Annotated in this window: 29 protein-coding genes, 1 tRNA gene and 1 pseudogene; 17 read left to right on the plus strand and 14 right to left on the minus strand. The window is 56.8% G+C overall.

The window, feature by feature from the left end; translation table 11 throughout:
• From Q0628_RS00645 to Q0628_RS00680, 8 genes are all read right to left on the minus strand, one after another.
• A partial coding sequence (locus tag Q0628_RS00645) for a DUF3383 family protein (RefSeq protein WP_298767541.1) occupies positions 1 to 383 on the minus strand: 383 nt, incomplete at its 3' end.
• Positions 384 to 397: 14 nt separating this feature from the next.
• Positions 398 to 898 carry a hypothetical protein gene (locus Q0628_RS00650; protein WP_298767543.1) on the minus strand — a complete coding sequence of 167 codons (501 nt, stop codon included), beginning with the start codon at positions 896 to 898 and terminating at the stop codon, positions 398 to 400.
• Positions 895 to 1,284, minus strand: coding sequence for a hypothetical protein (locus Q0628_RS00655; RefSeq protein ID WP_298767545.1), 390 nt, complete (start codon positions 1,282 to 1,284; stop codon positions 895 to 897). The genes Q0628_RS00650 and Q0628_RS00655 overlap by 4 nt, the downstream gene beginning before the upstream one ends.
• The gene (locus Q0628_RS00660) at positions 1,284 to 1,673 is read right to left on the minus strand and encodes a DUF4054 domain-containing protein (RefSeq protein WP_298767547.1); all 390 of its coding nucleotides are present in this window, start codon (positions 1,671 to 1,673) and stop codon (positions 1,284 to 1,286) included. Before Q0628_RS00660 ends, Q0628_RS00655 begins: the two co-directional genes overlap by 1 nt.
• Before the next feature lie 3 nt (positions 1,674 to 1,676).
• A complete protein-coding gene (locus Q0628_RS00665; protein WP_298767549.1) occupies positions 1,677 to 2,042 on the minus strand; it encodes a hypothetical protein in 366 nt (121 codons plus the stop codon).
• 88 nt (positions 2,043 to 2,130) lie between these two features.
• Complete coding sequence (locus Q0628_RS00670; protein ID WP_298767550.1) at positions 2,131 to 3,036, minus strand: major capsid family protein; 906 nt, start codon at positions 3,034 to 3,036, stop codon at positions 2,131 to 2,133.
• 11 nt (positions 3,037 to 3,047) lie between these two features.
• Positions 3,048 to 3,809, minus strand: a complete 762-nt coding sequence (locus tag Q0628_RS00675; protein WP_298767552.1) for a hypothetical protein — start codon at positions 3,807 to 3,809, stop codon at positions 3,048 to 3,050.
• 1 nt (position 3,810) lies between these two features.
• Complete coding sequence (locus Q0628_RS00680; RefSeq protein WP_298767554.1) at positions 3,811 to 4,950, minus strand: DUF2213 domain-containing protein; 1,140 nt, start codon at positions 4,948 to 4,950, stop codon at positions 3,811 to 3,813.
• Positions 4,951 to 5,080: 130 nt separating this feature from the next.
• Here Q0628_RS00680 and Q0628_RS00685 point away from each other — a divergent pair, with 130 nt between their 5' ends.
• On the plus strand, positions 5,081 to 5,662 hold the full coding sequence (locus Q0628_RS00685) for a hypothetical protein (RefSeq protein ID WP_298767556.1): 582 nt from the start codon (positions 5,081 to 5,083) through the stop codon (positions 5,660 to 5,662).
• A 236-nt stretch (positions 5,663 to 5,898) separates the two neighbouring features.
• Here the strand turns inward: Q0628_RS00685 and Q0628_RS00690 are convergent, their stop codons facing one another.
• The 6 genes from Q0628_RS00690 to Q0628_RS00715 all read right to left on the minus strand — a co-directional run bounded on the left by Q0628_RS00690 (position 5,899) and on the right by Q0628_RS00715 (position 10,001).
• Positions 5,899 to 6,360, minus strand: a complete 462-nt coding sequence (locus Q0628_RS00690) for a hypothetical protein (protein WP_298767558.1) — start codon at positions 6,358 to 6,360, stop codon at positions 5,899 to 5,901.
• Positions 6,361 to 6,363: 3 nt separating this feature from the next.
• Positions 6,364 to 6,936, minus strand: coding sequence for a Panacea domain-containing protein (locus Q0628_RS00695; RefSeq protein WP_298767560.1), 573 nt, complete (start codon positions 6,934 to 6,936; stop codon positions 6,364 to 6,366).
• Between the two features lie 399 nt (positions 6,937 to 7,335).
• Positions 7,336 to 8,067 (minus strand): hypothetical protein, encoded by a 732-nt coding sequence (locus Q0628_RS00700; RefSeq protein ID WP_298767562.1) that lies wholly within the window; start codon positions 8,065 to 8,067, stop codon positions 7,336 to 7,338.
• 217 nt (positions 8,068 to 8,284) lie between these two features.
• Entirely contained in the window at positions 8,285 to 9,166 is an 882-nt protein-coding gene (locus Q0628_RS00705; RefSeq protein WP_298767564.1) for an ATP-dependent Clp protease proteolytic subunit, read from the minus strand.
• A complete protein-coding gene (locus tag Q0628_RS00710) occupies positions 9,167 to 9,361 on the minus strand; it encodes a hypothetical protein (RefSeq protein ID WP_298767566.1) in 195 nt (64 codons plus the stop codon).
• Between the two features lie 304 nt (positions 9,362 to 9,665).
• Entirely contained in the window at positions 9,666 to 10,001 is a 336-nt protein-coding gene (locus Q0628_RS00715; protein ID WP_298767569.1) for a hypothetical protein, read from the minus strand.
• Positions 10,002 to 10,153: 152 nt separating this feature from the next.
• Here Q0628_RS00715 and Q0628_RS00720 point away from each other — a divergent pair, with 152 nt between their 5' ends.
• The 16 genes and pseudogenes from Q0628_RS00720 to Q0628_RS00795 form a co-directional block, all read left to right on the plus strand.
• Positions 10,154 to 10,459 carry a hypothetical protein gene (locus Q0628_RS00720; protein ID WP_298767571.1) on the plus strand — a complete coding sequence of 102 codons (306 nt, stop codon included), beginning with the start codon at positions 10,154 to 10,156 and terminating at the stop codon, positions 10,457 to 10,459.
• A gap of 5 nt (positions 10,460 to 10,464) precedes the next feature.
• Entirely contained in the window at positions 10,465 to 10,734 is a 270-nt protein-coding gene (locus Q0628_RS00725; RefSeq protein WP_298767573.1) for a hypothetical protein, read from the plus strand.
• A gap of 18 nt (positions 10,735 to 10,752) precedes the next feature.
• Complete coding sequence (locus Q0628_RS00730) at positions 10,753 to 10,908, plus strand: hypothetical protein (protein ID WP_298767575.1); 156 nt, start codon at positions 10,753 to 10,755, stop codon at positions 10,906 to 10,908.
• Positions 10,909 to 10,917: 9 nt separating this feature from the next.
• On the plus strand, positions 10,918 to 11,874 hold the full coding sequence (locus Q0628_RS00735) for a hypothetical protein (protein WP_298767576.1): 957 nt from the start codon (positions 10,918 to 10,920) through the stop codon (positions 11,872 to 11,874).
• On the plus strand, positions 11,871 to 12,152 hold the full coding sequence (locus Q0628_RS00740; protein WP_298767578.1) for a hypothetical protein: 282 nt from the start codon (positions 11,871 to 11,873) through the stop codon (positions 12,150 to 12,152). Before Q0628_RS00735 ends, Q0628_RS00740 begins: the two co-directional genes overlap by 4 nt.
• Positions 12,149 to 12,418 (plus strand): hypothetical protein, encoded by a 270-nt coding sequence (locus Q0628_RS00745; protein ID WP_298767580.1) that lies wholly within the window; start codon positions 12,149 to 12,151, stop codon positions 12,416 to 12,418. Before Q0628_RS00740 ends, Q0628_RS00745 begins: the two co-directional genes overlap by 4 nt.
• A gap of 1 nt (position 12,419) precedes the next feature.
• Positions 12,420 to 12,623, plus strand: coding sequence for a hypothetical protein (locus Q0628_RS00750; protein ID WP_298767583.1), 204 nt, complete (start codon positions 12,420 to 12,422; stop codon positions 12,621 to 12,623).
• Positions 12,623 to 12,784, plus strand: a complete 162-nt coding sequence (locus tag Q0628_RS00755; protein WP_298767585.1) for a hypothetical protein — start codon at positions 12,623 to 12,625, stop codon at positions 12,782 to 12,784. The genes Q0628_RS00750 and Q0628_RS00755 overlap by 1 nt, the downstream gene beginning before the upstream one ends.
• Positions 12,781 to 13,020, plus strand: coding sequence for a hypothetical protein (locus Q0628_RS00760; protein WP_298767587.1), 240 nt, complete (start codon positions 12,781 to 12,783; stop codon positions 13,018 to 13,020). Before Q0628_RS00755 ends, Q0628_RS00760 begins: the two co-directional genes overlap by 4 nt.
• Before the next feature lie 33 nt (positions 13,021 to 13,053).
• On the plus strand, positions 13,054 to 13,962 hold the full coding sequence (gene bet, locus Q0628_RS00765; RefSeq protein WP_298767589.1) for a phage recombination protein Bet: 909 nt from the start codon (positions 13,054 to 13,056) through the stop codon (positions 13,960 to 13,962).
• A complete protein-coding gene (locus Q0628_RS00770) occupies positions 13,955 to 14,116 on the plus strand; it encodes a hypothetical protein (protein WP_298767591.1) in 162 nt (53 codons plus the stop codon). The genes bet and Q0628_RS00770 overlap by 8 nt, the downstream gene beginning before the upstream one ends.
• Positions 14,117 to 14,118: 2 nt before the next feature.
• Entirely contained in the window at positions 14,119 to 14,625 is a 507-nt protein-coding gene (locus tag Q0628_RS00775; protein WP_298767593.1) for a hypothetical protein, read from the plus strand.
• The gene (locus Q0628_RS00780; protein WP_298767595.1) at positions 14,622 to 14,822 is read left to right on the plus strand and encodes a hypothetical protein; all 201 of its coding nucleotides are present in this window, start codon (positions 14,622 to 14,624) and stop codon (positions 14,820 to 14,822) included. The genes Q0628_RS00775 and Q0628_RS00780 overlap by 4 nt, the downstream gene beginning before the upstream one ends.
• A complete protein-coding gene (gene ssb, locus Q0628_RS00785; RefSeq protein ID WP_298767597.1) occupies positions 14,822 to 15,286 on the plus strand; it encodes a single-stranded DNA-binding protein in 465 nt (154 codons plus the stop codon). The genes Q0628_RS00780 and ssb overlap by 1 nt, the downstream gene beginning before the upstream one ends.
• Before the next feature lie 76 nt (positions 15,287 to 15,362).
• Positions 15,363 to 15,435 (plus strand) — tRNA-Ile (locus tag Q0628_RS00790).
• A 505-nt stretch (positions 15,436 to 15,940) separates the two neighbouring features.
• Positions 15,941 to 16,969 (plus strand): annotated as a pseudogene (locus Q0628_RS00795) (putative PEP-binding protein); the annotation flags it as partial.

Raw genomic sequence — 16,969 nt, forward strand, 5'->3', positions numbered from 1 at the left:
CCGAGCATCGCAATCTTCGTGGTGTCGTCGGTCGGAGTCGGAAGGACTACGCACCAGTGGAACACGTCCACGAGCTTTGCCGCGCCCATCGCTTCAATGAGGTCGTCGGAAGACTTTGAATCGGCCGTTTTGACATAGATTGCGGACGGATGCGTATCCTGCGCGAAGAAACGCTTGGCCATCTTGTAGGCCTCGGATTCATCGCCGAAGACTTCCTTCACCTCGTCTTCGCCGACATACCTGTAGTCATTGTGTTCGGACTTTCCCGTGAGCACGCTGTCGGTCACGAGGATGCCCACCGTATTGACGGAAGTCGCAGCCACGGCAGCGCCGGTGCGGCTAACGTTCACTTTTACGATAAGTTCCATTTTCTTGTCTGCCATGGTACTATCCCTTTTCAGTTGATGTTAATTTCCACTTCTACCGGCTCGTCGTTGATCTCGACGCCTGCGGCAAGAGCGCGAACCGCGCTGGAGGCGACCTCGTCCACGAACTGCGCCTGGAACGTGAAGGACTTCTGTCGAATCCAGAATTCCCCGTCAGCGGTGTCGTTGTTCATGATGGAACCGATGTCCCATATCGTGAACCCCTGTCCTTCAGCCCAAGTCCTGAATGCCGGTAGCTGCATCCTGTTGCGGATCTCGCGCAGGGTGTCGCCTTCGCCCTCGACTTCCGTCATGACGATATCGGCAACCTGCATGAAACTCGCGTTGTTCTCGTTCTCCACATTGCCCGGCCTCGCCTTTATTGGGCGACCGAACTGCTCCACACCGAGGTCACGCACGGCAATGTACTTGCCTTCCGGTGCCGGGACGCTTGTCGGGGTGGCCATTGCCGGACCGAATCCGTTAGTTTTTAGCCACGTGCAGACGGCCTTCTTGATGTCGTCAATCGTCATGCGGCCTCCAGCAATGCGGCCCTCACGGCTTCCGGTATCTCCGATTTCGGGACCATGTTGCCAATGTACTTCCAGTGCGCCATCACGGCGTTCCGGTAGGCCTGTTCAGCAGTGAGGCGGAATATCTCGCCACCGAGCGAGACGAACCCGCCCGCGTTACCGCCGCGTGTGCGCGATTCGAGCTTCTCGTTGGAGTAGACCTTCACGAATCCTGTGTTGCGGGAACCGTCACTGAAGGCGAGACATTCCTTGAAGCTCATCGGCTGGACAGTCCCTGCCACGGTACGGACGGAAACCTCGCCCTCGGTATAAGTGCCGTCGTCATTGAGCGTGCCCGTGGCACACTCGCAGTAGGTAAAACTTCTTTCGGTGAACGCGGTAGACATCAGCAGTGCCCCCACGACATCATTTCAGGAATGTGGCCTCCGCTGAGAACTACTCCCGGAGACCTGCCGTTGAGCAGGGCGAGGTACATCTTCCCGAATGTGGTCATGTACAGGTCGGAATCGTTCTGCTCGGCAGCGGCAAAAGTTACGGAGATGTCGCCTTCCCTGCGGGACGTGACCGGACCGGACTCGGACCCGTTACGGCTGGACATCTCCATGAGGTGCGCGGTAAGGTAGGCCATGGCCTTTGTCCAGGACTCGCCGAAATAGCCGCGGTCGCACCTGTCTTCCGCGATCTCGAGAAAGACAGGATAACGGGCGTCGCTTGCGAATGCAGGCGCCACCGCGTCGAAATAGACCTTGATTCTTTCCGAGTCCCTGGAGTCCATAGTCTAGGCCTTCTTCCCGTCCTTCTTTCCGGATTCCTTCTGCGCGGCCTTGATGGCCTCGTCGAGTTCTTCCTGTTTCTTTTCGTTTTCCTTGGATTGCTCTTCGGCGGCTTCCTGCACGCCCTTGTCCTCGGAGAGTTTCTTCAGTTCGGCTACGACATCGTTGTCGTATGCCGTGGAGATGGCGTCCTCGATTGCTTCCTCGTCCATCTTGGACGTGTCCTTCACGGAGAGCATCTTGGCCTTCACCCACGCCTTCACGGTCTTGTCTTCGGCATCGAAATTGTCGTCGACGATGTTCGTGCCGGGTTTCAACATGAGCTTGCCCACGAAGAGCAGGCGCTTGGTCTTGTTGATGAGAATTTTCATAGTTTACCTCGAGTTGTTTTCTGTGTTAAAAATGCCACCCGGAAAGGCCGGGGATTTCTCCCCGACCCAACTCGGGTAACGGAACAAGTTATGCAATGTCCGCGTAGGCAGCGGAGAGCGGGCGGAAGAACACGGTGCCGCCGGAGGTGGCCACGTTGTTCACGGTAGCCGCGAGGCCTGCCCACTGTTCCGGGAGCTGCGTGAATTCCATCGGTACGATGTTCATCACGGCGTTCTCGTCGAAGGTGTAGAAGACCACGCGCTTGCCGCCGTTCACGCCAGCAGTTTCCAGGAAGTCGCTCGGGATCCATTCCTTGATCTGCGGGAAAGAATCCTTGAGGTACTGGAGAACGCGAGGAGCGTCGCCTGCGGAAGTCATGCGGAGGTTGTTGAGCTTCGCATAGATGGAAGACGGGATGGCAGCGCGGTTGGGCTTTTCGGTGCCCTTGGTGGCGGCCTTCACGGCGTCGAGGATGTCCTGGATGTCCTGGACAACCTGGTCGCCGGTGGTCGAAGTGCCGAGCGTGTCCCATGCACCGGTGGTGACGGAGACCAGCGGCACGTTGGAGTTGTTGGCGAAGCCTTCGAAACCGAACTTCTTGTCGCCTTCGAGCGCAAGGCTGTCCTGCTTGAAGAGGACGGCGTTACGGGCGATGACGGCCAGCTTGGTGTTGAGCGGCTTGTTTTCGAACGCTGCAGCCTTCAGGTCGAAGAAGCTGTAGGTGTAGGAGTTGCCGAGCGGGTGGATGCCGGCATACTTCTTGGTGGAAGTGAAGCCGACGGGCGGCAGGTCCTTGGCGTAGCGGGACACGATGTTGGCCACGCCCCATGCGGTCATTTCGTCCCAGTCGAAGGATTCAGCGCCTTCGCTGATGCCGTTGGTGCCGCGCGGGATGAGCTTGGTGGACTCGAGTTCCGGAGTGGGAGCCTCGTACACCTTCTTGAGGCTCTGGTTGAGTACCAGGTTGACCTGGTCTTGGGTAAGTCTATGCATTTTTTTCCTCCTTATGCGAGTTCCACGACGGCGATGCCGTCGGTTGCGGTGGAGTTGGTCACGAACTTGCCGAAAGCGGTTCCGTTCGTGGAGCTGGCGCTGATGACGCCGGCTGCGGTGTAGTATGCGGTCTGGCCTGCCTGCACGGAGCCGGAAACCGGCACCCAGATCTTGCCCTTGACGCACACGGAAGTTTCACGGCCGGCATGCTTGATGTCGCCGAAGCTGTTGCGGATGGCGATGCCCTTGAAGAAGCCGGCGGTGACGGCGTCCTTGCCTTCGGTGTTGCCTTCGGTTGCGAGGGCGACGGTCACGCCGCCGTCCTCGGAATCGACAACAACGGGGATGTCGTTGGCGTCGGCACCTGCGGTCTTGAAGGTGAGCACCAGCGGGGATGCGGAGCCGGAAGCGGTGACGATCGCGCCAGCGCCGGTAGTGTCGGCGTTGATGGCGGTCACGAGGTCGCCCACGACGTCGGCAGCCGCTTCGGAAGCGGTAGTGGTGATTTCCACCTTCTTGCCGCCGACAGTGACGGACACCTTCTTGGCGCCTGCGGCACTCGTAGCGGTGACGGTCACCTTCTGGACGCGTGCGACGGCATTCGAAGCGGAAGCGTTGGCGGTGTATCCGGTGCCTTCTTCGCCGAGACGGCCGAAGACGGGGAAGCCGCCCTCGGAATTCGGGTCCTGGAGCATGAAGGCGGTGTCGGCTTCGTAGAAGTTGCCGAAGAGGGCGCCCTTGGCGCCTTTTTCGTAGCCATAGTCGATAGCCATGTTACTTGTCTCCTTCGCCGCGCATGCTCTTCGCGAAAGCGTTGCGAGCGGCATCTACGGATTCGTCGGAGCAGACTTCCTTGGAATCCTTGTTCACGATCTTGTCTGCGTCGAGGGTGTTGTCGACCTGGCCCTTCTTGAAGCCCTTGGCGACAGCGGCGTCGAACATGGCGGAGACGTAGTCTTCGCTCTTGCCGTCGAGGCTGATGCCTTCGAAAGCCTTGCCGATGACGGCTGCCTTGATGGCCTTGTCGTCCATTTCCTCGGCCTTTTCGATGCCTGCGGAGTCGGCGACCTTCTCGAGGGCGATGCGGGCCTTGACCATGGACTTGATGTCCTGGGAGGCCGCGGCATCCTCGAGAGCCTTGATTTTCTTGTCCTTTTCGTCACAGGAGGCCTTTGCCGCGTCGCGTTCGGCGGTCACGGTGTCGAGCGCCTTCTGCTTGTCGGCGGAGTCCTTCTGCGCTTTCTTGAGGGCGTCGATTACGGCCTCGTCGGCCTCGTACTCGACACTGTCGATCTGGATCTTGCGCTGCATAGATTCCTTCCTTTGTTGATTGTTAGAGTCCTTCTGGACGTCCCAAAGACCCACGGCGTCGTTCAGGCGGAACTTGACCCCGTCTCCGGCCCTGCCTTCCAGCACGAGCGCGATGTGGTTGTACTCGATTCCTTCCTGCACCTGGTCGTAGTCCGTGCCCTGCCACGTACCGGAATCGTCGTTGATGAACGACTCGTAGCCGCACGAGACGGCCTTCACCTTCCCTTCCCGGATGGCCCTGATGGCGGCCTCGTCGGTGATGGTTACCGTGACAAAGCAGTTTAGCCCGTCGAAGTCCGCATCCGTGCCGGCGAAACCGACGGCGACGTCCTTGAAGTTCTTGGGGCTCACGAGATCCTTGGGATGGCGCAGCGTCAGCGGCTGGGAATTGAGCCCTGCCGTGGCCTTGCGCACCTCGTCGACGGAGCGGAGGCGGTAACGCACCTTCCCCGTCTCGTCGTAATACTTGAACACGCCCGCTCCGGTGACGCAGATGCGTCCCTGCAGGTATCCTTCCTTCGTAGTGGAAAGCCCGGTGGCGCCGAGGCTCCATCCGCTCTCCATGTAGTCGTTGGACTGTACTTTTGTACGCTGGGTAGTCATTTCGGCAAAATTATACCTTAATACCCGCGCAATTTCGCAAAAAATGCGATTTTTGTAAATTTTGTAAAAATTGCGAATTTTGCAAATTTTTTCGGGGAGACATTCCGAAAGGCTATCCTACCTTTACGGCATGGCAAAGAACGGATTCGCACAGACCCTCGAACGCATAAGGCTGCAGAAACGCACGGCCCGCAGGCTGGAGCGCACAAGCGTGCGTGCAGGATGGATAGACGGGGCGAAGACGCTGGACGGCAAGGACTTCGCGGTCATAGCGAGGACGCTGTGCTACGGGCGCGAATCCGGGACGACAAGGAAGGGGTGGAAATACCCCGCCATTCCGGCAAGAAACTTCATGAGGGGATATTCGCAGGGATACACCCTGCGCACGGAGCGCGAGGCGGGAAGGGCCCTGCAGCTCGTATTCCGTACCGGGGCCGAGTACCAGGCGGACCTCACCAAGATGCTCGCAAGCATAGGCGCAGTGGCGGCAGGCGGACTCCGGCAGGCAGTGGCCCACGACAGGTACAGGCAGAACGCAAGGGCTACGATCCTCTCGTGGGCGAAGAGGCACTCCAACTCCACGAAGCAGATGAGGAAGGCGAACAGGCTTTCCGGAGAGGAGCGCTACATGGCCATGGCGTCTATGAAGAAGGAGCTGGTGGACACCGGCGCACTCGTCCAGCACATCACGAGCGACGTGGTCAAGAGGTAGCCCTCGCGTGCGCGTGGGCAAACGTCCGCACCCCCGGTTACCAACCGACAGGTCCCCAAAAAGGCCGTTTCCGGCACGTTTTAGTGCCAAAAAGTGACGATTCCGTGCAGAAAAGCACCCAAAAAGGACAATTTCCGTACAAAAAAGCACCAAAAAAGGGCGGTAAACGTACCGCCCCCCTTGATTCAGGAATAACAAATGCGCCCGCCGGGGGAATTGTCAAGCCAGGCAGGATTTCATTCGAAATACTTTCGCTCGAAAGTCCTCAGCGTCTTGCAGTTCTGCCCGGCGTCCAGCACGTAGCACATGGAAGTCTCGTCCAGGAAACCCTTCGGCTGGAACGTGCCGTTCTCGATGGCCTTCCCGAAATCCTCCTCGTCGACGTCGAATATCTTCGAGCAGTCCACGTAAGACACGTGCGTAAGCACCTTGTCCTTCCCCGAATCCTCGTCCTTACCGATCCACGGCATGTCCTTGTCGTCTATGGCTACCTGGCTATTCGGAGGCGCGAACTTGTTCTTTTCGGTATTTATGACGCAGGTGTGCACTACGCCTCCGGAAGTGTTCACCACGAGCAGGAACTTTCCGTGTTCCGCAACGATGACGGATCCCTTGTCCGTATGCACGACCGCGCCGCGCTTCTTGTACGTGGCTGCGACAAGCGCAGGAGGCATCTGCATGTTGTTCTTGAAATCCATCGTCTACGCTTCCGCGCCGACGGTCGAGAGGAAATTCCTCGTGCACAGGTCGTCGTGTACGTAGTTCCTGAGACTCTCGTCGGCCCCGATCTCGTCGAGGATGTCGTCGATGTTGATGGACGCCGTACATCCGTAATTCCTGTCACGCACGGCGTTCCAGGCCGACTTGTGCGACTTGTCCTTTAGCCCGTCGAAAGACTCGTCCTTGTTCGCGTCGAAGGATTTCTGCAGCGCCTCGACGTCAGTCTCGGACAGGTAGTCCATGTCCGGACCGTGCGGTGCGCTCAGGAACCCCTTCCCTTCCGGCTTGTCGAATCTAAAGATCCGTTTTTTCGACTCGTCCGCAGGATGCTTGATTTCGTCGTAGAGTGCCGAGGGCACGGGTCCGTAAGGCATTGCTGAATACGTGTCGCCGGTAACCGTTCGCCCGTACTTCTTGAGATGGTCCAGGTCCGCGAACCACAGGATCTTGAAGAGCTTGTGTAGACGCCGCTCGTTTTCCGGGAGCTTCTCGAGCACCCAGAGCGCGGCATTCATCAGGACATCCATCCCGTATAGAGGCTTGTACATGGACATGCCGCAAAGATACAAAAACGGGCCCCTACCCGTCAAACCGTAATTACAGAATTATGCGGGTATCCAGCCCCTCTCGCGCACACGCGTATACTTCTTTTTTTCAAAAAAAAGTTCGCCAGGACCACAAAAAACGCGTAATCCTGGAACGCCGGACATATAAACTTGAGGTGGCTTAAACAAAAAGGAGGTCGGGATGCGTAAAGAGTTGATTATTTTCTTACTCAAAGTCGCCATCGAGCTGTTGAAGTACATTCTCGGATAGTGGCCCAGGTTGACCGGAACCGGCGGTGCCGCATACGGTGCGGCGCCATGCCGTTCTGTCACGCTTGCGCGGTCGTGTGGCCCCATAGTTTTGGCGCAGCACAGAATAAACTGTCCTGACCACGACCAGAAGTCGGTTTACTTGTCCCACGTGATGAAGTAGTTATAGCCGATCTCAGGTTTTTCGAGAATCTTGAAATACATCTTGTGCGTAGGGTCGAAGTCGATTTCCTCGATAAGGATGTCCGTGGAGACTGACCCTGGCTTCAGAGACCTCTTGTAGAACTTCGCAGGCGCCACTGTGCCAGACTTGTACCCGAGCATTATCCTGAACTGGATCAAGTCCGTGGGGTCTTCGACCTTGCACCCGAACCTTGAATTGTGGTCGGAAAAAGAACTTTCGAACGTGGTCTTGTAGCACATCGTCTCGTTGTAAGCGACAATCTTGTCCAGCTTGACAGTCTCGATGTCGTACTTGTCAGGATCGGGGTTCTTGTGGTACGTCCTTTGCACGTCGTTCACCTTGAAAATCGGCACTCCTTTCCCGAGCCACTTGTTCTCGCACTCCACCTCGTCAAGGAACGGTGTTTTCGACTGGATGAGCCTCCTGGTCTCGAAAGCCACCTTGACCTGATCGTCGCAAGTGAACGTCTGGAAAGTCGCGATTTTCCTGTACGGCTTCTTGAACTTCACGGAAAGAGCCCTGTACACGAGAATTGTCAGCGCAACAAAAAAAGCCGTTATTGCTACAGAGTAGACAATAGCGGCAATAAGGAATTTCTTTTCGTCACCGAAAAAAAGAGTTAAAAGTCCTGCAATGGAGCAGGCTCCAGAAACAATAGAGAAAGCCTTGAAAAGAAAGCTTTGCATGTCTAGGAATCCGTATCCATGGTTTGTCTCCTGTTTTTGACTGTGTTCCGTTATAAATATATCAATTTTTCGGGCGGAAGTGTCAATAGAATTTCTTAAAAATTCGATATAATACTGTTTACAAGCCCCTCGCGCGTGCTGGCCCCATCCCGCCGTTCTGTCACGCGGAAGCGGACTTATGGCCCCATAGTTGGCGCCGCCCTCATTTTTCTAAACGCTACGCAAGCAAGACCTTGACACCGGAATCGCTTTCAATAATCTTGCTGACACGGGTCATTGCAAACGTGTGCATGAAGCAATGGTGTACCGACAGGACAGCATCCTGCAGGGTCTGGTCGTCTTCGAGATTGTCCACAATAAGACCGCAGGACCTGGCAAAATCGGCATTGTAATGCCTTGCGTGCAACTTAGTCGCCTTATGGTCACCCAGCTTGCTCACAACCGTTCCAGCCAAGGACTTTGCATTACGCCTTCCGGCAAACATGCAAAGTTCCAGCTGACTTTTCACGAATTCCGACGCCATCTGAATCGACTTTTTGCACTCGCCAAGGAAGGTCGGTTCATACTTTTCTACAATCGCCCTCCAGAAAGGCAAGCTCGCCTGTTTTCTGCTCGATTCCGAAATAGCCGTTTCAAATTCTTCAAGGACCCCATGACAAGGGACCCCCCTAAACTGCGGATCAATCGGACCGATGCTGGACTGCTTTCCCATGTGAATCTTCCTAGAAGAGCAGGCAATCATCGTTCCTGCAGACATCGCCAGCTGCGGGATGAAGACTTCTATGTCGTTCCCGAACATCTGGTGAAGATAATCGACAATGGAATCCGTAGCCGGGATGTCGCCTCCCGGAGTATGCAATATCAGGTCGAGCCCCTTTGTACGGTCCATCTTATAGATCGTCGCCATGAAGCCGTTCTTGTCACCGTCATCGATGCTCAGGTTTGGAGAACCATGTTTCTGCAACCATCCGGAATAGTACGCAATGACATTCCTTCCCCTATATGCGGCGAGGTTCGCCATGTACTTATGCCTTACGGCATCTATATTGTCAGGACCAGCTTTTACAATTTCAGCAAGAATGTCTGACCAGCCCGGCACCTACACCTCCACGAGGTCGCAAGAATTTACGAGATAATGGACGTCGGCCTCTTTCAAAAAAGAAACCTTCTTGAAATTTCCGTATTCGTCATAGACGGAATCGCTGCTAATGAAATCCCGTTCACCAATGATTTTCCGATATTCGTTTATAATTTCGGTTTCAGACATTTCAATGACTTTTTTCTTTTTTGACATAACATTACCCGTAAACATTTCAAATATACGATTTTGTGTTGAATTGAGCAAGTGAACAAAATACCACCGTGTGTAAGACCCCCTCGGCTCGCGCGCGCGGGCGCGCGTAGAGTTGAGTAGAGGGTTATTTACATATATACGATGATGGTTAAAGGGAGATAAATGGTTATTAACTCTTACTCCTTCTTATACTCATTCTCTTACTTATGCTGATTCTGAAAGAAGAGTTGGTTATTTTTGGTTAGGTTTGGTTTAATTTTTACCAATTTGGTTTTTACGAAACCAAAAAAAAGCAATTTGGTTTTTATTGGTTTTGACTGTTTAAACCATTCTCAAGGCCTTTAGCCACATCGGCGAAAAACCGCGCCAATTCAGCTGCCGATATATTCTTTGCTGTCTGTTGCGGTGGCGTTACTCCAGAAGATACCCCCAAAAGAGTCTCTGCCGTGGCTCCCTTTTCCATCAGCCGGACAAGGGCGTTGTAATTCGGGCGCGAACCGCCTTTAGACTTGTCTTGCGACCATTTCCCAAGATTACGTGCTTCGGTAATTCCGGCCAGCCTAGCAATCTCATCGAGAGTCAAGTTTGTTTCCTTGACGATTGCGTCAACATTGATTTTGTGTAAAAATTCGTTTTCCATAACCCTAAAAATAGCCTTTTCTCGCCATCTTAGAAAAAAAATCTAAAAAAAGTAGAAAAAAAGTCTTGACTTTCTAAAATTTTTAGTCTATATTTCTAGTATAATTAGAAAATCAACTAAGATTTTTAGAAACTAACCAAGGAGCCGAAACAATGAACATCCAGCTGCACGACATCAAGGACATTGTAAACAAAAGTAAACGGGGGGGGGGTAACTACTCCCCGCTGGAAGTAGCCCTCGCAGAAAAGGCCTGGACCTACTACTGCACAATCGCACGGAAGGCCGACGAAATCGCCAAGCTGAATGACGCGCTCTACTCGGTCTACAACGCCATCATGCGCAACGGCGAACTGGCCGAAATCCTGAACGGAAGGCGAAAGGCGGTTCTTGCGGGCAATAGCAAGGCGGCATTCGCAAGGGCCGTGGAACTCGACAACGAACTCAAGAAACTCGGATAGGAACAATGCAGACCATCGAAGAATACAAGGCCTACACCAAGCAGCTGGAAGACGAGGTAGGCAAGTGGCACCACGCCTACGACGCGCTCGTGGTCGAGCGCAACCAGCTTGTGAGCAGGCTGCTGAAGTACGAGCCGAACGTGATTATCAAGGCCGAGGACGGCCACGACATCGTGGCGGTCGCCCGCGAGACCTTCGACGCGATGACCGCCGAGCTCGAGGAACTCCGCAAGCACGAAGTGGAATGGGACCTGGCAAAGGCGAGAACGATCTAAACGAAAAAGGAACAAACAATGGCTGAAACGATAGGAGTGAAACTTCCGCCCGAAATGACGGTGCTCTTCGACGAGATCAGGGCCGTGCGCGCGGCGAACTTCGAACCGCTGACAAACACGGCGATCGTCATCGACGCAATCAAGGACTACCACAGGAAAAGGGTGCAGAAGTAAGTGGCCGCCATGAACGACAGATTCTGGGCGAAGGTGCTCTTCAAGGAGTTCATCCGGCACTACCGCAAGCTCGACGACGCGCAGATTGTCGCCGACGTGCGCAAGAGCATGGACGACCTCGAGGACCTGGTGGACGATGCCGACAGTTTCGGTTCCAAGATGGTCCGCTGGTCCATGGAACGGGTTGACCAATATCCGCAAGCCCGCGAAAACGGCAAGAAGGGCGGTCGCCCGAAGAAAAATCCGCAGGATGCCCCGAACGGTAACGCCGGGGTGGATATGTCTGACGCCGGAAACGGTGCCGCCTCGAAATCGCCAACATCCTGCGACCAATTCACGGCAGACGGGGATATCCGCGAGGACTCCCAGGCGAAACCCGACGGGTCGGCGATTACCAGAAACGAGACCCGGGCTATTGACGCCCTCGGACCGTCTGCCAACATTTACGGAGACGCCGCTACCCACGAGGGCGCGGAGGCTTTCTATCGCCGCGAAAGCGGTGCGTCGGCGCCCACCACCGTCTCCAGGAATATGCGGCGGGTGCCGCAGAACGAAGCCCCAGCGCACGGATTCAGCGGTGGGCGTACCGCGCAGGGTACTATGTCCCGCTCCCCGGAGGCGGCTGCGCAATCCGGGAAAGCTTACGACCAAGAAACCGACCAGGTAAGCACAAACGAGGCTCGGCAAGGCCAGGCTCTGGAAAGCCGGCGCACGGGCGGCTCATCCGTAAGAGGGATGGCGAAAGTAGCACAGCCGTCCGTGCGTTCACGGGCCTCGTTCCGCAACAAGGAAGACTTCATCCAGTGGGCCATCGACGACGGGCTCGACCCGGTCGACGCTGGCGAATGCTGGGAGGCCACCGAGGAACGCGGCGGAAAGGACGCCGACGGCAACACCGTCAAGAACATGAAGGCCTTCGCGCGGCAGTGGTGCCGCACACGGGCCAACAACAGGAGAACCGCATGAAAATCAACCTCAGTTTCGACACGGACGACGCGAAGGACAGGAAGCTGCTCAGGGCTCTCCTCGACGAGCTCTGCCCGGGCGTCGTCAAGGACGACTCCGAGAATGAACCCGAGGTCCCCGCAAGGCCGGAACCCGACCTGAGCGCATGGACTGCCGATGGCAAGACGCACGAACAGATGCTCAAGGAAAAGATGGCCATGCACAACGGGTTCCCGATGCCCGAAGCCCAGCCCAAGCGCAGGGGCCGCAAGCCCAAGGCGGCGAAGGGGGATGCATGAACTTCGACGAGCTGAAACGCGCCATCAACATCCGCGAGACCATCAAGCTCTACTTCGTGGCCATCGGGCGCTACTCGGACTTCATCCGCTCCTACGCACGCAACAAGGACGGCTCCTGGGTCAACCCCTCGCTCCACGACTCCACCGCCGCGCAGCACGAACCGCTGATCGTGCAGTGCTGCGGAAGCTGGTGGGGCTACAACCCGAACAACCCCGCGCACCCCATGCGCAAGTATTTCAACGAGCATTTCAGGAAGGAGGCCTAGAATGGCACAACAGGAATTCATCCGCAACACCGCCGCCCCCGACGGCATCCACGACAACATCGAGTTCAACGAATACAAGACGCCCGAATACTGGATGAAGCGCCGCGCACGCCGTGCGTTCATCGATGCGGTCGCTCCAGCGGGAATCGTGGTCGGCACGCTCCTGGCATTCCTCATCCTCGGCTACATCGAGGTGGGCCTGTAATGAGCAAGTCCCATCCTGAATACGGCGAGTACGTCACGTGCACGGTCTGCGGGCTGCACAAGTACTGCAGGCATGTCAACCGCTACTTCGTCTGCTATTCATGCGATCACGAGAACTTCGCGAGGCTAAAGAACATCAAGAAAAAGGAACAGGGCAAATGACTACACTCAACGACATCTACATCCTCCAGCGCGTCGCCGAGAAGGCCGCAGAAAAGTACAACCGCCGCTGCCGCAGGCTTGTGGCTCTCTACCGCGCAGGCCGCAAGGTGGACGCGCGCCACTGGGACTATACCGACTGCATGCGCCTTATGGCTGAATCCACGGCCCGCGACCTGGAGACGGTCATCGAGCAGCAGGCACAGATCGCCGCAACCGAACCCGCCATCAACAATTAGAACAACTTATCAACACTAATCGGAGAAACAAAAATGGAACAACAGAACAACGCGGTGGCAACCGTCACCGAAGAAACCCGCGTAACGCAGGAGCTCCTGCTTGACTACCTCAAGACCATGAACAAGGGTCTTACGGAACAGCAGACCAAGCAGTTCCTCGCAGTCGCCGGAACTTTCGGCCTCAACCCGTGGAAGCGCGAGGTCTACGCCGTGACCTACAAGAACAAGGACGGCTCCACCGACATGTCTATCGTGACCGGGTACGAGACCTACATCAAGCGCGCCGAACTCAACCCCAACTATGACGGCTTCGACATCGAATTCAAAGGCGGATTCAAGCGCGGCAAGATTACCAAGCAAGGAAAAAACGGCCCGTGGCAGGTTGACGCGCTCGTGCCTGATGGAACCGTGAGTTGCGTCTGCACCGTCTACCGCAAGGACCGCGCCCACCCCACCCGCGAGGAAGTGTTCTTCGACGAATACGACCAAGGCAATTCCATGTGGCAGAGCAAGCCGCGCACCATGCTCAAGAAGGTCGCCATCGTCAGCGCGTTCCGCAAGGCTTTCCCGTTCGACTTTGGCGGCATGCCGTACACGAACGACGAGCTTCCCGACAATATGACCGGAGCCGACAAGCTCAATGCTCAAGGCCACGTAGAAGTAACCGTGGACGAACAGCCCGAACCGCCCAAGGAACAGCCGAGGCTGAACCGCGCAGACCCCAAGGCGCAGCTCCTCGCCGCCGTCAAGAACTACACCACCAAGCAGTTTGCCGCCATGCTCTTGATGTTCAAGAACCAGAACGAAGGCGCCCACGGCAAGCTCGTGGAATGGCTCAAGGGAAACGGCTGGGAAAAGCCGAACCTCGTGCCCGCCGACCGCTACGCCGAAGTGGTGGAACGCTTCTACACGCTCCAGGAGGAGGTGGAATACAATGGCTAAGATCCCGCAACTCGGCAAACCGCACAACATCCGCGTAAACGACGCGGCCTATTTCCTCGTGCAAAAAAAAATAATCGAAGCGCGTGAGAAGGGCTCCGTCCTCACCCCCGTCGAAATCGTATCTAACCTCATTCTCAACAATCAAAGGATTTAACCATGGCTACAAAAGAAGTGATGATCGTAACCCCCGAAGACATGAAGAACCTCGTCCCGTCCGAAAAGGCGATGGACGCCTACAGGTTCGCACTCGCCAACGCCGGGATCGAGATGGACGAGGAAACCGCCGCCGACTTCGTCGTGCGCCGCAACCTCAAGACCGAAGGCTTCCGCGAACTCGCCGAGATCGGCAAGTGGATGGAAAAGACCGCCGCCAGCATCAAGGAGGCGCTCAAGCACACCTACAACGTCGGCACCGAGGAAGACCTCCCCTCCAACGTCAAGTGGTCCAAGCAGTCCTACACCTACGCCTTTGTGCAGGACGCCGGCGCCGCCGTCGCGAACGTCCTGGTGGCAAAGCGCCTCGTCGCCAAGGACCAGCTCCTCGCCCTGGTGACCGTAACCGCGATGGCCAAGGCCTCCGGCCTCACCACCGAGAAGCTCGTGGACATGTTCCCCGACACCATCGAGCAGAAACCCAAGGAAAGGACGCTCTCGGTCAAGTGAGACGCGGCCGCCCCGTAAAGTACCCGCTGTCGCAGACGGTCGGGAACCTCTGCGGAAGGAATTCCGAAGCCTACCGCAGGGTCTACGCCCTGGAACAGTGGGCCCTGCGCCACGGGTACGAGGGACACCGCCCGCACATAGTCCCGACAAAGGCCGACAGGAAACGGCAACAGAAACTTCAACTCAAGGAAATCTAATGGCATACCTCAACAAAGTCTTTCTCATGGGCAACCTCGGCAAGGACCCGGAAATCCGCACCTTCCAGAGCGGGAGCAAGTGTGCCACGTTCTCGCTGGCCACATCCAAGCGCTACCGCGACCAGAACGGAGAGCAGAAGGAGCAGACGCAGTGGCACACGGTCAAGGTACTCGGCCGCTCCGCAGACACCCTCCAGCAGCTCGGCGTCAAGAAGGGCACGCAGATGCTCGTCGAGGGCGAGCTCACCTACAGCACCTGGACCGACCAGACTACAGGACAGAAGCGCTACTCCACCGAGGTGGTGGCGTTCACATTCCAGCTGATCGGCCCCCGTCAGCAGCAGGGCCAGTACGTGCCGCAGTCCGCTCCGTATGACTACTCGCAGGGAGCCTCCCGGCAGCAGGCGCCCGCCAGCGAAATGAACTGGCAGCCGCCCGACGGTGACGACGACCTGCCCTTCTAGGGATATTGCCGTGTCTCCGGCACCCCCGCGGTCGTGTTTTTTTGTTTCGGGCCGCGGGGGCAACATTTGAAACACAGCTCGCCTAGCTCAACGGTCAGAGCTACGGACTCATAACCCGCAGGTTCCCGGTTCGAATCCGGGGGCGAGCACTAAGGCCCGATGGTGTGCAAAACTGAAAGTGAAACCCATATTTCAAACTTCTTCTAAATCGTAAACATGCACAACCGCCGCCGGAGGGCCAAGCCTTTAACCAGCCGATGACCAACCGATTCGGCTACCCGATTCTCGACAACCCATTTTTATACCACGCGTCCGCGTGCCTGAATCGGGGAAATTTTGATACCTGGAGAAACAAAAATGAAACCCACCAACGAACAACTCGAGGCCTACAAGGCCATGGCGGCCGCCTCGCCGGACTCCATGAAGGCGAAGATCGAGGCGAACCTCAGGGCGACCTGCGACAAGTTCTCGGGACACGAGGACCGCCTCGAAGACTGCATGAAATACCTCACCGAATGCGCTCGTGGAATCCTGGACGGAAAAAACGGCGAAGTGGACGACGACACCTGCTACCGTATCTGCCGCGACTACTTCAACGACGAAATCTGGGCGAAGGAAGACGAGGAGAAGGCCAAGAAGGCCGCCGCCAAGAAGCCCCTGGTGCAGGAAGTGCTGTTCCGCATCGGTGCCATGCGCAGCCGCGTGGCCGCCCGTACCCGCCTCGGCAAGGAGATCGAAGAGATCCGCAGCATCCCCGAGAAGATCGAACAGCTCATCGTCACCAACGGCCACGTTTCCGGCCGCGACCACTACATCCGTACCCTCGGCCGCAACCTTGCCCTGTTCGCCATGGCCTTCTACGGCAAGGATATCGTGTACCGCACCACCGACTTCAAGAGCAACGAATACCGCAACCTGCTGGGCGGCTGCCTCTTCGAGCACAATGAAGACAACCCCATGCTCGGCTACCGCGGCGTTTCCCGCGATATCCACGACTGGGAAATCGAAGCCTTCAAGCGTGCCCGTACCCTGTACGGCGGCACCAACCTCATGCTCATGCTGCCCTTCGTGCGTACGCTCGAACAGGCTCGTTCCATGCGCTCCTACCTCGCCGAAGTCCATGGCCTGCGCAGCGGCGACGACGGCCTAAAGATCCTGCTCATGTCCGAACTGCCGTCCAACGCCATTCTGGCCCGCCAGTTCATCACTGAGTTCGACGGCTTCTCCATCGGCTCCAACGACATGACGCAGATGGTGCTCGCCACCGACCGCGACAACGCCGAACTCTCCCACATCTACGACGAAGAAGATCCCGCTGTGGTCTGGGCCATCCTCACCACCATCTTCACCGGCCAGAAGTTCTGTAAGAAGGTGGGCTTCTGCGGTCAGGGCGTGGCCAACAGCGTCATCCTGCGCGGCATGGTCGCCCTTGCCGGCATCGTGTCCGCCTCTGTGGTGCCGGATACCTATATGCGCACCAAGGCCGACTTCGCCGCTGTGGAAGCCGAAGACATCCCCACCTCCGGCCTCGGCGCATGGCTGGGCCGCCAGCATACCGCCAAGCTCCGCAAACTGCTGGAAGACAAGGGCTATGCCAGCGTTGCCAAGCTGGAGAACGGTGCCGACTTCCGCGCCTGGTACGAAAAGGAAGTCGCCAATCTGCATCAGGGCCTTGCCGCCAGC

Source organism: uncultured Fibrobacter sp. (genome assembly GCF_937877005.1).
Classification (GTDB): domain Bacteria; phylum Fibrobacterota; class Fibrobacteria; order Fibrobacterales; family Fibrobacteraceae; genus Fibrobacter.

Coding starts and splice junctions, on each gene's coding strand:
- Q0628_RS00650 (WP_298767543.1), bottom strand. CDS start 898: ATGACGATTGACGACATCAAGAAGGCCGTCTGCACGTGGCTAAAAACT.
- Q0628_RS00655 (WP_298767545.1), bottom strand. CDS start 1,284: ATGTCTACCGCGTTCACCGAAAGAAGTTTTACCTACTGCGAGTGTGCC.
- Q0628_RS00660 (WP_298767547.1), bottom strand. CDS start 1,673: ATGGACTCCAGGGACTCGGAAAGAATCAAGGTCTATTTCGACGCGGTG.
- Q0628_RS00665 (WP_298767549.1), bottom strand. CDS start 2,042: ATGAAAATTCTCATCAACAAGACCAAGCGCCTGCTCTTCGTGGGCAAG.
- Q0628_RS00670 (WP_298767550.1), bottom strand. CDS start 3,036: ATGCATAGACTTACCCAAGACCAGGTCAACCTGGTACTCAACCAGAGC.
- Q0628_RS00675 (WP_298767552.1), bottom strand. CDS start 3,809: ATGGCTATCGACTATGGCTACGAAAAAGGCGCCAAGGGCGCCCTCTTC.
- Q0628_RS00680 (WP_298767554.1), bottom strand. CDS start 4,950: ATGACTACCCAGCGTACAAAAGTACAGTCCAACGACTACATGGAGAGC.
- Q0628_RS00685 (WP_298767556.1), top strand. CDS start 5,081: ATGGCAAAGAACGGATTCGCACAGACCCTCGAACGCATAAGGCTGCAG.
- Q0628_RS00690 (WP_298767558.1), bottom strand. CDS start 6,360: ATGGATTTCAAGAACAACATGCAGATGCCTCCTGCGCTTGTCGCAGCC.
- Q0628_RS00695 (WP_298767560.1), bottom strand. CDS start 6,936: ATGTCCATGTACAAGCCTCTATACGGGATGGATGTCCTGATGAATGCC.
- Q0628_RS00700 (WP_298767562.1), bottom strand. CDS start 8,067: ATGCAAAGCTTTCTTTTCAAGGCTTTCTCTATTGTTTCTGGAGCCTGC.
- Q0628_RS00710 (WP_298767566.1), bottom strand. CDS start 9,361: ATGTCAAAAAAGAAAAAAGTCATTGAAATGTCTGAAACCGAAATTATA.
- Q0628_RS00715 (WP_298767569.1), bottom strand. CDS start 10,001: ATGGAAAACGAATTTTTACACAAAATCAATGTTGACGCAATCGTCAAG.
- Q0628_RS00720 (WP_298767571.1), top strand. CDS start 10,154: ATGAACATCCAGCTGCACGACATCAAGGACATTGTAAACAAAAGTAAA.
- Q0628_RS00725 (WP_298767573.1), top strand. CDS start 10,465: ATGCAGACCATCGAAGAATACAAGGCCTACACCAAGCAGCTGGAAGAC.
- Q0628_RS00730 (WP_298767575.1), top strand. CDS start 10,753: ATGGCTGAAACGATAGGAGTGAAACTTCCGCCCGAAATGACGGTGCTC.
- Q0628_RS00735 (WP_298767576.1), top strand. CDS start 10,918: ATGAACGACAGATTCTGGGCGAAGGTGCTCTTCAAGGAGTTCATCCGG.
- Q0628_RS00740 (WP_298767578.1), top strand. CDS start 11,871: ATGAAAATCAACCTCAGTTTCGACACGGACGACGCGAAGGACAGGAAG.
- Q0628_RS00745 (WP_298767580.1), top strand. CDS start 12,149: ATGAACTTCGACGAGCTGAAACGCGCCATCAACATCCGCGAGACCATC.
- Q0628_RS00750 (WP_298767583.1), top strand. CDS start 12,420: ATGGCACAACAGGAATTCATCCGCAACACCGCCGCCCCCGACGGCATC.
- Q0628_RS00755 (WP_298767585.1), top strand. CDS start 12,623: ATGAGCAAGTCCCATCCTGAATACGGCGAGTACGTCACGTGCACGGTC.
- Q0628_RS00760 (WP_298767587.1), top strand. CDS start 12,781: ATGACTACACTCAACGACATCTACATCCTCCAGCGCGTCGCCGAGAAG.
- bet (WP_298767589.1), top strand. CDS start 13,054: ATGGAACAACAGAACAACGCGGTGGCAACCGTCACCGAAGAAACCCGC.
- Q0628_RS00770 (WP_298767591.1), top strand. CDS start 13,955: ATGGCTAAGATCCCGCAACTCGGCAAACCGCACAACATCCGCGTAAAC.
- Q0628_RS00775 (WP_298767593.1), top strand. CDS start 14,119: ATGGCTACAAAAGAAGTGATGATCGTAACCCCCGAAGACATGAAGAAC.
- ssb (WP_298767597.1), top strand. CDS start 14,822: ATGGCATACCTCAACAAAGTCTTTCTCATGGGCAACCTCGGCAAGGAC.